The 13,278-nt window shown below is 59.4% G+C and carries 16 protein-coding genes and 1 riboswitch; of the genes, 8 read left to right on the top strand and 8 right to left on the bottom strand.

The window, feature by feature from the left end; translation table 11 throughout:
* The first annotated feature begins 243 nt into the window (after window positions 1–243).
* The gene (locus tag ACUNV4_RS20405) at window positions 244–1,191 is read left to right on the top strand and encodes a complex I NDUFA9 subunit family protein (protein ID WP_430880458.1); all 948 of its coding nucleotides are present in this window, start codon (window positions 244–246) and stop codon (window positions 1,189–1,191) included.
* Window positions 1,192–1,224: 33 nt separating this feature from the next.
* On the opposite strand, the gene ACUNV4_RS20400 is transcribed toward ACUNV4_RS20405, so the two are convergent.
* Window positions 1,225–1,527, bottom strand: coding sequence for a hypothetical protein (locus ACUNV4_RS20400; RefSeq protein WP_430880457.1), 303 nt, complete (start codon window positions 1,525–1,527; stop codon window positions 1,225–1,227).
* Window positions 1,528–1,634: 107 nt separating this feature from the next.
* Window positions 1,635–1,847: riboswitch (cobalamin riboswitch) on the bottom strand.
* Between the two features lie 40 nt (window positions 1,848–1,887).
* The gene (locus ACUNV4_RS20395) at window positions 1,888–2,970 is read right to left on the bottom strand and encodes an aminopeptidase (RefSeq protein WP_430880456.1); all 1,083 of its coding nucleotides are present in this window, start codon (window positions 2,968–2,970) and stop codon (window positions 1,888–1,890) included.
* A gap of 79 nt (window positions 2,971–3,049) precedes the next feature.
* Here ACUNV4_RS20395 and ACUNV4_RS20390 point away from each other — a divergent pair, with 79 nt between their 5' ends.
* The gene (locus ACUNV4_RS20390; protein ID WP_430880455.1) at window positions 3,050–4,294 is read left to right on the top strand and encodes a multifunctional CCA addition/repair protein; all 1,245 of its coding nucleotides are present in this window, start codon (window positions 3,050–3,052) and stop codon (window positions 4,292–4,294) included.
* Between the two features lie 36 nt (window positions 4,295–4,330).
* On the opposite strand, the gene ACUNV4_RS20385 is transcribed toward ACUNV4_RS20390, so the two are convergent.
* Both ACUNV4_RS20385 and ACUNV4_RS20380 read right to left on the bottom strand, forming a co-directional pair.
* The gene (locus ACUNV4_RS20385; protein ID WP_430880454.1) at window positions 4,331–4,771 is read right to left on the bottom strand and encodes a VanZ family protein; all 441 of its coding nucleotides are present in this window, start codon (window positions 4,769–4,771) and stop codon (window positions 4,331–4,333) included.
* 88 nt (window positions 4,772–4,859) lie between these two features.
* The gene (locus ACUNV4_RS20380; RefSeq protein ID WP_430880453.1) at window positions 4,860–5,234 is read right to left on the bottom strand and encodes a hypothetical protein; all 375 of its coding nucleotides are present in this window, start codon (window positions 5,232–5,234) and stop codon (window positions 4,860–4,862) included.
* Between the two features lie 91 nt (window positions 5,235–5,325).
* Here ACUNV4_RS20380 and ACUNV4_RS20375 point away from each other — a divergent pair, with 91 nt between their 5' ends.
* Window positions 5,326–5,703 carry a hypothetical protein gene (locus tag ACUNV4_RS20375; protein WP_430880452.1) on the top strand — a complete coding sequence of 126 codons (378 nt, stop codon included), beginning with the start codon at window positions 5,326–5,328 and terminating at the stop codon, window positions 5,701–5,703.
* A gap of 105 nt (window positions 5,704–5,808) precedes the next feature.
* On the opposite strand, the gene ACUNV4_RS20370 is transcribed toward ACUNV4_RS20375, so the two are convergent.
* From ACUNV4_RS20370 to folB, 3 genes are all read right to left on the bottom strand, one after another.
* Entirely contained in the window at window positions 5,809–6,615 is an 807-nt protein-coding gene (locus ACUNV4_RS20370; RefSeq protein WP_430880451.1) for an undecaprenyl-diphosphate phosphatase, read from the bottom strand.
* 69 nt (window positions 6,616–6,684) lie between these two features.
* Window positions 6,685–7,842, bottom strand: a complete 1,158-nt coding sequence (locus ACUNV4_RS20365) for a class I SAM-dependent methyltransferase (RefSeq protein ID WP_430880450.1) — start codon at window positions 7,840–7,842, stop codon at window positions 6,685–6,687.
* On the bottom strand, window positions 7,835–8,197 hold the full coding sequence (gene folB, locus ACUNV4_RS20360; RefSeq protein ID WP_430880449.1) for a dihydroneopterin aldolase: 363 nt from the start codon (window positions 8,195–8,197) through the stop codon (window positions 7,835–7,837). Before folB ends, ACUNV4_RS20365 begins: the two co-directional genes overlap by 8 nt.
* A gap of 119 nt (window positions 8,198–8,316) precedes the next feature.
* Between folB and rpmB the strand changes: the two genes are divergently transcribed.
* Window positions 8,317–8,553, top strand: a complete 237-nt coding sequence (gene rpmB, locus ACUNV4_RS20355) for a 50S ribosomal protein L28 (RefSeq protein WP_430880448.1) — start codon at window positions 8,317–8,319, stop codon at window positions 8,551–8,553.
* A 56-nt stretch (window positions 8,554–8,609) separates the two neighbouring features.
* Complete coding sequence (gene rpmG, locus ACUNV4_RS20350) at window positions 8,610–8,765, top strand: 50S ribosomal protein L33 (RefSeq protein WP_430880447.1); 156 nt, start codon at window positions 8,610–8,612, stop codon at window positions 8,763–8,765.
* A 206-nt stretch (window positions 8,766–8,971) separates the two neighbouring features.
* Here the strand turns inward: rpmG and ACUNV4_RS20345 are convergent, their stop codons facing one another.
* Window positions 8,972–10,153, bottom strand: coding sequence for a DesA family fatty acid desaturase (locus ACUNV4_RS20345; RefSeq protein WP_430880446.1), 1,182 nt, complete (start codon window positions 10,151–10,153; stop codon window positions 8,972–8,974).
* Between the two features lie 242 nt (window positions 10,154–10,395).
* Between ACUNV4_RS20345 and ACUNV4_RS20340 the strand changes: the two genes are divergently transcribed.
* The 3 genes from ACUNV4_RS20340 to ACUNV4_RS20330 are packed head-to-tail and all read left to right on the top strand — an operon-like array spanning window position 10,396 to window position 13,231.
* Window positions 10,396–11,151: an ABC transporter ATP-binding protein gene (locus ACUNV4_RS20340; protein ID WP_430880445.1), complete on the top strand. Its 756-nt coding sequence runs from the start codon at window positions 10,396–10,398 to the stop codon at window positions 11,149–11,151.
* Window positions 11,148–11,903, top strand: coding sequence for an ABC transporter permease (locus ACUNV4_RS20335; RefSeq protein WP_430880444.1), 756 nt, complete (start codon window positions 11,148–11,150; stop codon window positions 11,901–11,903). The genes ACUNV4_RS20340 and ACUNV4_RS20335 overlap by 4 nt, the downstream gene beginning before the upstream one ends.
* Window positions 11,900–13,231: a GldG family protein gene (locus ACUNV4_RS20330; protein ID WP_430880443.1), complete on the top strand. Its 1,332-nt coding sequence runs from the start codon at window positions 11,900–11,902 to the stop codon at window positions 13,229–13,231. The genes ACUNV4_RS20335 and ACUNV4_RS20330 overlap by 4 nt, the downstream gene beginning before the upstream one ends.
* Window positions 13,232–13,278 lie beyond the last annotated feature (47 nt).

Here is a 13,278-nt window from a genome sequence, read left to right as displayed (position 1 = left end):
GCAGCTCCAGACTCAGCAGGACAGACAGTATCGACCCTGCGCCTGAGCCTCGTTTGAGGCAAAATAGGCTGTCAGGCATGCCGAGTGCCGTGAATATTGCAGACACACTGGCAGGTCGACCAGACGCAGGACGGTGCAAAGGTCCTCATGCCATTGCACTGTCTTGAGGCTCGTCCTGCAGCTCGGCATCCACCTGCCGTACACCGTATCGACCCGTTCTTCCATTCGGAGCATCCAGTACCCATGTCCAGTCGCCGCGTTACCTTGTTGGGCGGATCAGGTTTTGTCGGCTCTCAGCTGACCTATCGCCTGGCCACGAAATTTGATGAAGTCGTTGTTCTCACCCGACGGGCGCAGCGGGTTCGCACATTGCGAACCATGTCCAATGTTCATGCACAGGAAGTGGATGTGCACGATGCAGAAGCGCTGACGGCAGCACTGGCAGGTTCGGACACCGTGATCAATCTGATCGGCATCCTCAACGAGGGCGGCAGTCAGTCCAGGGGCAGCTTCTCAAGCGCACATTCAGAGCTGACCGGCAAGGTATTGAATGCCTGTGCAGCCGGCGAGGTCAGGCACTATCTGCACATGAGCGCTCTGAACGCCGATGCGGACAAGGGCTCCAGCGAATACCTGAGAACCAAGGGCGAGGCAGAGCAGCGGGTACGCGCCCACACAGGCAATACGACATGGACCATCTTTCAGCCGTCCATCATCTTCGGCGAGCACGATGCATTCTTCAACCGCTTCGCCGGCTTGCTGCGCGCTCTTCCGGTTTTTCCTCTGGCGGTTCCGGATGCCAGAATGGCCCCCGTGTTCATCGGCGATGTCTGCGATGTCATGATTGCCGCCATCGACGACCCTCAGGCTGCCGGCAGCACCATTCAACTGTGTGGTCCGCAGGACTACACGCTGCGGGAACTGGTGCAATACACGGCGGACACTGCCGGACTGTCGCGCACCATCATCGGCCTGCCGGACTGGGCTGCCAGGTTGCAGGCTCGCATCATGGAGTTCGTTCCCGGCAAACCCTTCAGCCGAGACAATTACCTCAGCCTGCAGACGCCGAGTGTCTGTGACAGTGACTGCGCCCGCCAGCCGACATCACTGGATGCCGTGGTACCCCGTTATCTGGGCAAGCGGGACTGGGCAGGTCGATTGCAGCAGAACCGTGCTGCGGCCCGTCGCTGAGCACGAGGCGCCCCGAGATCCGGTTTTCCGAGACTAGTGCAGCGAGCGTCGACGACGAGCCCCCTTGCGTCTGACCAGTGAGGTCGAGGCCGGAGTCGGCGATTCCGCCAGTTTTCCAGCCTCGCTCAGCAGCTCGCACAGAACACCCACTGCCGGCATGGACAGTTTCAGAGGTTCGGCGCGCTCATGGGCGAGTCGAAGCTCTTCATCGAAATCGCAGTCATCGGGAATCGACACCAGCCATTCCAGAAAGCCCAGGCGCCCCAGAAGCACGGCATCCTCGCGGTTTTTCTGCGGTTCGATAAGTCTGAGAATGATCCGATCCATTACCTGCATGGCGCCCTCCGCGCTCGTGGGCGGATGGCCGGACAGGTAATTTCAGGATGTGTCGGCAAGAAACTGACAGGCATCGCAAATCTCCTGACCGAGGCACCCCGCCCGGGTTGAGTTGACAAGCAATGGCAGGTCTCCTGACTTGTGGTTCAACGTTTACCGACCCTTCCCGGGTGCCGTACCCAGTGGGATTGTTCGGATCAACTCACCACTTACAGTTGCGGGGGCAGTCATGGAATTGGCCAACAGCTAAGAGGCCTCACCGTGTTCCCTTTTCATCCCGAGTCATGCCGACGACGGGAACCATCACATCGTGCAGACACACCACCAGGGTGCATCCGCTGTACCATTATTGGAAGTGCATCACGGGCTGTCAAGCTTGCCGGCCGCCTTGGCATCATATTCCGCAATGCGGCTGCGCCGTTCCTTGTACGGCAGCTTGCCAACCCGCCGTGCCAGTTCGTAGAAGGCAGACATGTCCTGCCCCGCTTCCTCGTACATGGCCTGAAAGGCAGGCACGTCACGCCGATAGGTGGATACGGCCACCAGGCGAGCGTTGTTCAGTTCACGCCGGAACCAGTTGTCGTAACCGGCATAGCCCCCCCATTGCTGTTTGAGCAAGTCATAGGCATCGCGCATGTTGTCGAACGTAGCCTGTTTGGCCGTGCGCATCGCCGCATCCGGCAAGTCCTGCGCGTACAGCGCCTGCAACTCGTCCCGGGTCTGTCTGAGCAAGCCCAGAAAGTCGACCACACGCTGCTGTGACGCATTGTAGGCCTCGATACGCTCGCTTTCGCCTCGTTCGGCCAGCCACTGCCGCACACCCTGCTGCTCCACGAAGGTGGCAAAGGCCTCATTGAAATTGCTGTCGTCCTTGACGTAGAGCACCTGATGCGCCAGCTCATGGAACAGAGTGCCCACAAAGCGTACATCCGTGCCCCGCAGCATGGTGTCCAGAACCGGGTCATCGAACCAGCCCAGTGTCGAATAGGCCGATGCCCCACCCACCGAGACATCGTAGTCTTCTGCCGCCAATTGCGCGGCGTACGCTTCGGCATCCGCCTTGTCGAAATAACCCCGATAACTGACGCAACCGGCGACCGGGAAGCACCAGGTTCTGGCCTGCAGGGAAAACTCCCCGGCTGCCACCACGTTCCAGGTAACCGCATCACGCCCGGTTTCCACATAGCTGTCATAGCTGTCGTTGTCCGGCAGTTGCAGACGCTCGACGGCAAACTGGCGTGCATCGACCAGCGTGCGCAGCTTGCCGCGCAGCTCTTCCGAGGTGGTGGCGTCAGCCAGCAGCTTGTCGATGGGCTCCCTGGCCAGCATCAATCTGACATGACCGCCGACGGCCTGTGAGTAGTAGCCCACATTGCTACAGCCACCCAGTACGGCAACAGTGGCTGCCAACAGACAGGCGGGGACCAGACGATTGATTCGCATCTACGAGAAGTCGAGCAGCTTCCGGGGATGGGCGGCAGTGTAACATTCAGTACATGCCCGCAATTCGCAACACGACGTCATGAAACACTACCTGGTTGGAGGTGCGGTGCGCGATCACCTGCTTGGACTTCCAGTCATCGATCGCGACTGGGTGGTCGTGGGCAGCACGCCTGCCGAAATGCTGCAGGCCGGCTTCAGGTCCGTCGGCAAGGACTTCCCGGTCTTCCTGCACCCGGAGAGTCACGAGGAATATGCGCTGGCTCGCCTGGAACGCAAGACCGGACCCGGCTACCACGGCTTCGAGTTCTCGACAGATTCGAGCGTGACGCTCGAGGAGGACCTGAGCCGTCGCGACCTCACCATCAACGCGATAGCGCAACGCGATGACGGCGAGCTGGTGGATCCGTACAATGGCAGACAGGACATCGAGAACCGGGTGCTGAGACACGTCTCGCAAGCCTTTGTCGAAGACCCTGTTCGCATTCTGCGGGTAGCTCGCTTCATGGCGCGCTTCAGTCATCTGGGATTCACCATTGCCGATGAAACCCTGGAGCTCATGCGCCACATGGTGCGCGAGGGCGAAACGGACAATCTGGTCGCCGAACGTGTCTGGCAGGAAATGAGTGGTGCCCTGCAGGCCCGCTCACCCGATGCCTTCATCCGTGCTCTACGCGACTGCGGTGCCCTGGCCGTTGTACTGCCGGAAGTGGACGCCCTGTTCGGTGTGCCCCAACCCGCTCGATGGCATCCGGAGATCGATAGCGGTATTCACACCCTGATGGTGCTGCAGCAGGCATCACTCGGCAGCGAGCAACTGGATGTACGCTTTGCCGCCTTGTGCCACGATCTGGGCAAGGCCACGACACCGGTCGATATCCTGCCCTCTCATCATGGACATGAAAAGCGTGGCGCCGCATTGACCGAAGCGCTGTGCGAGCGTCTGCGCGTTCCGCGCAAGACAAGAGACCTGGGCGTATTGACCGCACGCTGGCACACACATTCTCACCGAGCTCGCGATCTGACACCAGGCAAGCTGACCAGCCTGATGCAGACGATGGATGTGGTACGCAAGCCCGAACGATTCGATCAGTACCTGCAGGTGTGTGAGGCCGATGCTCGCGGCCGCCTGGGTCACGAAGAAGGTGAATACCCTCAGGCCGACTTCCTGCGCAACGTGGCGGAAGTCTTCAGGAAAGTTGACAGTGCGGCCATTGCCCGTGAGACAACGGACAAGTCGACCATTGCCGAGCGAATCACCGAGGCCAGAACCCGAGCCATCAGTCAGTGGCTGACGCAAAAGCCGGGCAGTAACGCACAGGATTGAATGAGCACAGATACCTGCAGGACGGAATGAACTGCCTCAACTGCTGGAGTGTACGGTGGAGCGACTGAACAGGCCCTCGAATCGCGCCAGCAAGGTACCCACCCAGGTATAGGCCAGGGCCCAGGCCAGTACGACGCCCGATGTGTTGGCAACCATATCCAGCACATCGAAATGACGCGTGGTGGTCATGCCCTGCAGATACTCGATCCCGACCCCCATGAGCACCAGCCCCACTGCCAGCAGTAGTCGGGTCAGGTCATGCCGGTAGATCTGCGCGAACCAGCCCATCAGACCCGCATAGGCCAGGGTATGCATCAGCTTGTCCTTCATCATCACCACCTTGAGCGGTGCCGGGATCGTGATCATCGAGGCGATGGCGACCATCAGGATCAGCGCGACACCCACGGCTATCCACAGCCGTCGATAACGCAGATGTCTGACGGACAGCATCGCTCTGGGCGTGAAATCGAAACTCATGTGGTAATCATCTACCTCTTGGCTGAAGGGCGCGTCCGGCCCGGCCTGTTTCTGCCCGCCAGAAGGCGCGCAGCGGATGAAACGCCGCTTACAATCTGACGGTGATGAACACTGACAGTGTCATCAGGACCGACAAGACCATATGGCCAATGCTGGAAACAATCAAAGGATGCCACCAGCTTCCGCCACGCCAACGGGTATAAGCGATAACCAGGCCATTGAAGGCCAACATGGATAGTGCCACCCATACACTGACTGTCAGCGCCTCCACTGCCCAGTTCAAGCGGTCTCGACCATCGATGACCCAGCCGGCCATGGCGTAAACGACGAAGAAACAGCTCATGACCATAGGCACCAGCAGCAAGGCAAATTGCGTTACCGGGCCTGCGACGGTTGAATTTCCGAGAAAATTTCTTGTCATGGTAGTGATGGCCTTGCCTCCGCGAACAACGACTGAACTCAAATCGAGAACTCTACAATAATCGGACTGCCATGGGCGATATGGTTATACGGTAGGGTTAGGACTCGGGATACGACGAAACATTCAGATAATCATGATGATAAATGCAAAAGCACCTGCCTTGCTGGCATTGGGCCTGGCCGCCCTGATCGGAGCAGCCAACGCCGGAGAAGCCGATGTCGTCGACGGCAAGGTTACCGCACTGGGGGATAACCGTTACCGAATCGACGCAACCGTGTTGCATGCCGACGAAGGCTGGGACCACTACGCGGACCGCTGGGATGTTCTGGCTGCCGATGGCCGGGTGCTCGGCAGCCGGGAACTGGCCCATCCCCATGAAAACGAGCAACCCTTTACCCGGTCATTGACACTGACATTGCCCGAAGGTATCAGCGTCATTCGGCTGCAGGCGCATGATTCCGTACATGGCCTGGGGGGCAAGACCCTCGAACTGGCAGTCCCGTCTCCCTGAACCTGCAAACAGGGCAGTGTTCGGATGAAGTCTCGTTTTGTCGCTTCTGCCAGGCCAGGCCTTGCGCAAGCCGAAGACCATGCCCTGAACCTGTCAGCCGTCCGTTCAGACTGCGACAGCGAAGACCCAGAACAGCAAGACACCCAGCAGCAGGCGATAGATCACGAAAGGTGTCATGCCGATACGGTTGATGAACGCCAGAAAGTAGTGGATACAGACAAAGGCGCTGATGGCCGCAATCAGCGTACCCAGAAACAGTGCCTGCCAGTCGACGGGCACGGTGGACTCCACCAGATCCTTGGTCACGCTGAGCCCCGAGAGCACGATGATGGGAATGGAGAGCAGGAAGGAATAACGCGCCGCTGCCTCCCGTGTCAGGCCCAGCAGCAGCCCGGCCGTGATGGTAATGCCCGAGCGTGATGTTCCGGGAATCAGCGCCAGAGCCTGCGCGCCGCCGATGACCAGAAAATCCTGCCAGCCCAGTGTGTATTCCGATCGAACCAGCTTGCTGCGCTTGTCAGCCACCCACAACAGCAGGCCGAAGACGATGGTTGTCGTGGCAATCACCAGCGGTGAGCGCAGATACACTTCGATGTAGTCCTTGAACGCCAGACCAACCAGACCGGCTGGCACGGTTCCCAGGATGACTCCCCAGGCCAGCCGGGCCTCGGCACTCATCTGGCGGCGAGTCATGGATTCCACCCAGGCCAGAAACAGGGTGACGATATCGCGGCGGAAATAGGCAACCACGGCGATCAGAGTGCCCAGGTGCACGGCCACATCGAAGGCCAGTCCCTGATCCGGCCAGCCAAGCAGACTCGGTACGAGAATCAGATGGGCCGAACTGGACACCGGTAGAAATTCGGTCAGCCCCTGCACCAGAGCCAGCCAGATGATATGCATTAATTCCATGTGAGACGAACCCTGATGTCATGCGCCGGTTCCGTACCGCGCATGAGCGACTGCCAATGGGAAGGGAGCCTACAGCCGGTAGGACAGATCCTGCGAGCTGAACCCCTGAAGGCGCAGATCATAGCCTCTACCCAACGCCATTACCTGAAACCGTTCGCCCATTTCGCCAGGAAGGGTCAGTGTCTTGACCGCTCGAGCCAGGCTGACGCGTTGCATTTCGCCAGTGCTTTGCACACTTTCACGCTCGGTCAGTTCCAGCAGGCGATTGTCCAGAAGAAAGGCGGATTGGGACGCATAGCCCAGCAGATCAAGCTCCTGGTGCACCGCCGCTTCGGCCACTGCGGTGAAATCCACATGCGCCGTGATGTCCTGCAGGCCTGGCCAGCGAAACGGATCGTCATGAGTCCTGTGCCTGTAATAACAGGCCAGGGTCCCCTGCATTCGCTCCGGCAGATAGTATTCACGACGCGGATAGCCGTAATCGATCAGCAGCACCACGCCTTGCGCCAGCGTCTGCGCCAGACTGGCCAGCCAGGGCTTCAGCAACAGACACACTTCCGATTGATAACCATCGGGCAGTGGCTCTCCCAGATCATTCTCGATGGCAAGCACGGCCTCGCGCAGAGCGTCACCGGCGGGTCGTGCCGCCGTTGCCAGGTGCTCATCGACGCAGAGCTGGACGACCCCATCTTCCTGCTTGCGAAAGCGCTCCACCGGCAAGGCATCCATGACTTCGTTGGCCACGATGGCACCGGTAAACGATTCCGGCAGCGTGCTCACCCAGCGAACCTTCCGGAATAGCGACGCATCCAGCGCATCGCCAAGCAAGCGCTGCTGTCGGTTGACCAGCTCGGCACTGGGCTCCAGGATGGTATAGGTCAGTTCCTCGACGTCGGACAGGGCCTGCAGAATGCTCAGTGCCAACTTGCCGCTACCGGCACCGAATTCCAGGATACCGCCACCGGTGTGCACCAGCACGCCTCGCAACTCGTTGGCCAGCGCAGCCCCGAACAGCGGCGAGACCTCCGGAGCCGTGATGAAGTCACCTTCATCGCCGAACTTGGCCGCTCCGGCCATGTAATAGCCCAGTCCCGGTTCGTAAAGTACCTGTTCCATGTATTCGGCAAAGGACAACATGCCTTGCTGCCGCATGCGCTCGATCAGCTGCTGTCGCAGGCGTTCACTGTGCGCCAGCGCTGTGGCATCCGGTTCGGGCAGCTCAGTCATCAGGTCGCTCCCCCCGTTCGATGATGACGCCGACATCGGTATTGCCGGACAGAGCGTCGGGTTTGTGCAGGGTCAGTTTCACCCACTGCACCCCGAAATCCTCTCTGATGATGCGCGTGACGCTCTCGGCCAGGGTTTCGATCAGCTGGAATTCACTGTTTTCGATGTGGTTCACCAGTTCGTCCGACAATGTCTTGTAGTTAAGGGTGGATGCCACATCTTCCGCATTGGCGGCACGCACCACATCAGCCGACATCTCCAGATCGATCACCACTCGCTGACGCCGGATACGTTCCCAGTCATAGATGCCGATAACGGTGTCTATCTGCAGATTCCTGATGAATATGCGATCCATTTTACGTTTCATTTCCGTTAATGTGAAAATAGTCGGCCTCGCCCCCTTGAGAACTGGCCAGGTATTCGCTACACTTCGCAGGCTAAGCGCAGTACAATCCTTATTCGGAGTAGTTTCGCATGTCCAGAGTCTGCCAGGTCACCGGCAAGAGCCCAATGTCAGGTAATAACGTGTCGCACGCCAAGAATCGGCGCAAGCGCCGTTTCCTGCCCAATCTGCACACCCATCGTTTCTGGGTCGCTGCTGAAAAGCGGTTTGTATCCCTGCGAGTATCTTCCAGCGGCATGCGCATTATCGACAAGCGCGGCATCGACACGGTTCTCCAGGAACTGCGTTCACGCGGCGAGAAAGTATAAGCCACCGTCCTTTTTGCTCTGCGCCTTTGCAAACGAGCCCCAACCGAATCTGAATCATGCGAGACAAGATCAAGATGGTGTCCTCAGCAGGCACCGGACATTTCTACACCACATCCAAGAACAAGCGAACCATGACAGGCAAGCTGGAAATGAAGAAATTCGATCCAGTCGTTCGCAAGCACGTCATGTACAAGGAAGCAAAGATCAAGTAATTTCCGATCCTTCCGGATGTATGCGAAAAAGCCCGGCACTGTCCGGGCTTTTTTGTGTCTTGCTGAAAAGGCGGCGGCAATCGAACCCGATTAAAGGGGCGGCATGTGCATGGGAGTGACAGGGTAACGACACCTCCTGCAGACCTTGCCGGCATCGCGTCTGGGAAAGCACCCCTGACGCGATGCCGGCAAGCCGTTCTCGGCAGCTAGCCCTTGAACGGTTGCAGGTGATAGCCCCGCAATCTGGCGGCGAACTCTTCCAGACATTCGATACCCGTTGCCTCGGCCTGCCTGCACCACTCCTGCAGGGCGAGTAGCAAGGCCTCCTGACTGGCACCCGCCTTGTGCCAGATCTCCTGCAGCTGATTCTGCAGCTCGTAGACAGTCTTGAGGGATTCGCTGGTAGACAGGGCGGCCGCAACCCGCACACGTGCCGCCTCATCCAGCAGATGATCCACCTTCAGCAGGTCCCGCCCCGCTTCACTCAAGGTACGACGATTCTCGACTGAGGCTTTCAACTCGATGGCATGGGTCGGTTTCACGACCTTGCGTGCATAGCTTTCCATGACATGCAGACGACTGGAAATGATGGCCTTCACCGTGTCCATGTCCATGACGGTCTTGTCGGCATCGAATCGGGGCCGCGGGGCCACGCGACGAATTCTTGCCAACCCCAGGAAACTGAACAGGCGCAGGTAGACCCAGCCCAGATCCAGTTCCCAGCGACGCAGGGAAAAACGCGCCGAAGAGGGGTAGGCATGATGATTGTTGTGCAGTTCCTCACCGCAGATAAGGGCGGCAATGGGAGTCAGGTTGGTGGCTGCGTCGTCGGTTTCGAAATTGCGGTAGCCCCAGAAGTGCGCCAGTCCGTTGATGACACCGGCCGCCAGTACCGGCACACACAGCATCTGAATGGCAAAGACAGCGATGCCGGCCAGACCGAACAGCAGGAATTCGGTCACGGCAAGCAGGGCAACGCCCCCTATCGGGAATCGGGAGTAGAGGTTTCGCTCCAGCCAGTCATCCGGCGTTCCGAATCCGAACTTGTCCAGTACGTCCTTGTCGGCAGCGGCCTCCCGGTACAGCTCGGCGCCTTCCAGCAACACCTTCTTGAGACCGTGGATCTGCGGGCTGTGCGGATCTTCCGGACCTTCGCACCGCGCATGATGCTTGCGATGCACCGACACCCACTCCCTGGTGTTCATGCCGGTTGTCAACCAGAGCCAGAAGCGGAAGAAGTGTTGTAGTACGGGATGCAGATCGACGGAGCGATGTGCCTGGCTGCGATGCAGATAGACTGTCACCGACAGTAGCGTGACATGACAGCTGATTGCCGTCCATGCCACCAGCGTCCAGAGAGATACATCCCAGAAACCTAGTAGAAACAAACTCACTACCTCTCGAAAAATCAATGTTGCGGACACCTTACACAATCCATTCGTCAATGGGGTGACGCGTCCGATGAACGGTGACTGCTCCGCATGCATTGCTGTCTCAAGGGCATGCAATGAGCAACTATCGCCCGCCATTCCTGTCCCAGACCTCGACAATGGCAAAGCGGCATAACTGCTGCAGATGCAAAGCTTGCTCCAACACTCTTCTATACTCTGGCTCCGACTGACCTCAGGACATGGCTCTGCACACAACCGATTCCGCACAGACAGGCAATACGCTGCCGGACGACATCAGCTCGCCTCTGCTCGAGGCGCAGTCATTGAGTCTGCGTCATGCCGGCGGGACTGGCGTCGACGATATTTCATTGAGCCTGCGACGCGGCGATATCATTGGCCTGCTGGGACTCAATGGTGCCGGCAAGTCCACCACCCTGCGACTGCTTTGCGGCGTGCTGGTACCGGATTCCGGCAGCGTTCATGTCAATGGTCTGTCACTGACCGAGGCCCCGTTGCAGGCTCGCGCTCAGATCGGCTATCTACCCGATCAGCCACCGCTGTATGACGACATGCGAGTCCGCGAATACCTGACGCTGACCGGTCGCATTCGCGGTCTGGATCGGCGGAGAACAACATTGCGCCTGTCGCAGATCATCGAGCAATGTGCCCTGGGGGATGTGCAGCACAGAATCATCGGCACGCTGTCCAAGGGTTTTCGCCAGCGCATCGGGCTGGCGCAGGCCCTGATACATGAACCGGCTGTCGTCCTGCTCGACGAACCTGCCAATGGACTGGATCCACAGCAGATGGACGGCATGCGACAGCTGATAGCCGACGTCGGCAGGGATCAGACCCTCATTTTCTCCACGCACCTGCTGGCCGAGGTGACCGCCACCTGCAATCGGGTCGCCATCATTCATTCCGGTCGGCTGGTCGCGGATCGCCCCTGCAGTGGCGACGACCTGGCGGCCGTTTTTCAGGAGGCGACGTCATGATCGGCATCATTGCTCGCCATGAAGGTGCCAGTCTGCTGCGCAGCATGCAGGTATGGCTCATCATGGCCCTGCTGGCCGGCCTCTTCGGTTTTCAGTTTCTGAAACAACTCGAAGTGTTCCTGTCGGTACAGGCGCGACTGGCCCTGCAGGATCACCCTGTCGGCCTGACCGGCTTCATGAGTGTGCGCTATCTGGAACCGCTGGCACTGGCTTTCACCCTGGTAGCGCCCCTGTTCGCCATGCGCAGTTTCAGTGATGAGTTTCGTCACCAGACCTATGCACTGTGGCAATCCTCACCGGTCAGCGCTGTCTCACTGACACTGGGCAAGTTTCTGGGTGTGTTCTTCGTGCTGTTGCTGAATGTGGTTCTCGCCATCGGCATGCTGGGCGTCATGCAACTGCTGATTCCGGTTGACTGGCCATTGCTGCTGTCAGCGAGTGTCGGGCTGATGCTGTGCACCGCGGCCTGTGCTGCCTGCGGCCTGTACTTCTCGTCACTGACCCGCCACTCCCTGATTGCCATCGTGGCCAGCCTGGCCTTGCTCTTCATGTCCTGGATGCTCGGCAGCGCCAGCAGCGGCACTCTGCCATTGCAGGGACTGACGGAACTGTCCATTGCCACACACCTGCACGGCTTCTTTCAGGGTTATGTGCAGACTCGCGACATAGCCTTCTTCCTGCTGACGACCCTGCTGTTTCTCGGGCTGACCATCATCCGTCTGGATTCACTCCGACAGAAGGGACACCCATGAACGGTTCCAGATTGCATCTCGCACTGGGGCTGCTGCTGCTGGGCATCGTGCTCTCGCTGGGATGGCTTACTCAACGTTTCAGTACCGCCTTTGACGTCACGGCCAACGAACGCCACAGTCTTGCGCCGGCGACCGTGGATGTTCTGCAGTCTCTGGACAAGCCGGTGGAACTGATCGCGGTACTGGGTCCCGATCCTGCGCAACAGGCCGGTGTCCGGGCACTGGTGTCCCGCTTTCAGGCCATCAAGCCGGATCTGCAGCTGCAATTCATCAATCCCGAAACCGATCCGGCCGCAGCACGGGCCCTGGATGCAGCACCGGGCGGTGAACTCATATTGCGAACAGCCGGTCGAGAGCAACGCCTGCAAACGCTCTCTGAACGAACCCTGGTCGACAGTCTGCGTCTGCTCAATCGCGAAGGCGAGCGCGATATCGTCTTCATCACAGGTCATGAGGAGCGCAGTCCGGTACGCGGCGACAACGATGGCTGGAGCCGAATGGCCACAGACCTCCAGGCCATTGGTCTGGTCAGCCGCGAAGTGAGCCTGGTGAGTCAGCCGCGACTGTCCGATGATATCGACCTTGTCGTGCTGGCAGCCCCCAGACGCCCCTATTTCCCGGGAGAAATCGCCAGCCTCAACGATTATCTGCTGCGCGGTGGCAACCTGCTGTGGCTCAGCGAGGTGCCGAACGATGCACCAGCCGGACCAGGCTTGCAGTTGCTGGCAGACCAGCTGGGTGTCGATACGCTGCCCGGCAGAGTGATCGACAGCAACAGTCAGGCGCTCAATGCCCAGTCACCGGACTTCGTACTGCTCGACCGATTCCCGGCTCACCCCGTGACCGACAGATTGACCAGCCCCATCCTGCTGCCCCAGGCCTCTGCCCTGTCGGTCACACCACTGGCCGGTCAGGAAACATTGCCTCTGTTGCAGACTCCGGCCTCGAGCTGGACGGAAACCGGGGTACTGTCGGGGGCCATCCAGTTTGATGCCGACACCACCGAGGTGGCCGGCCCACTGCTGCTCGGCGTCAGCATCGAGCGGCCGCGGGCGCAGGGGACACAGCGTATCGCTGTACTGGGTGATGCCGATTTTGCCGCTTCGCAGTTTCTCGACAACGGCGGCAACAAGGCCTTTACAGAGTCATTGTTGTTGTGGCTGACCGGTGAAGCCGATGCTCTGGAGTTCGTGACTCACAAGGCACTCGATAGCGAATTGCAACTGGACAATCGCAGCATCGTCATCATCAGCACGACCTATCTGGCCGCGCTACCGGCTCTGCTGCTGCTGATCGCCGTGATCGTACGCTGGCGACGACGCAGGTGATAGAGTGGGCACACGGCCAGCGGATCAGTAGATCCGAACCGGTATCG

The sequence above is a fragment of the Granulosicoccus sp. 3-233 genome (genome assembly GCF_052681095.1).
This window is presented reverse-complemented; position numbering and strand designations above follow the sequence as displayed.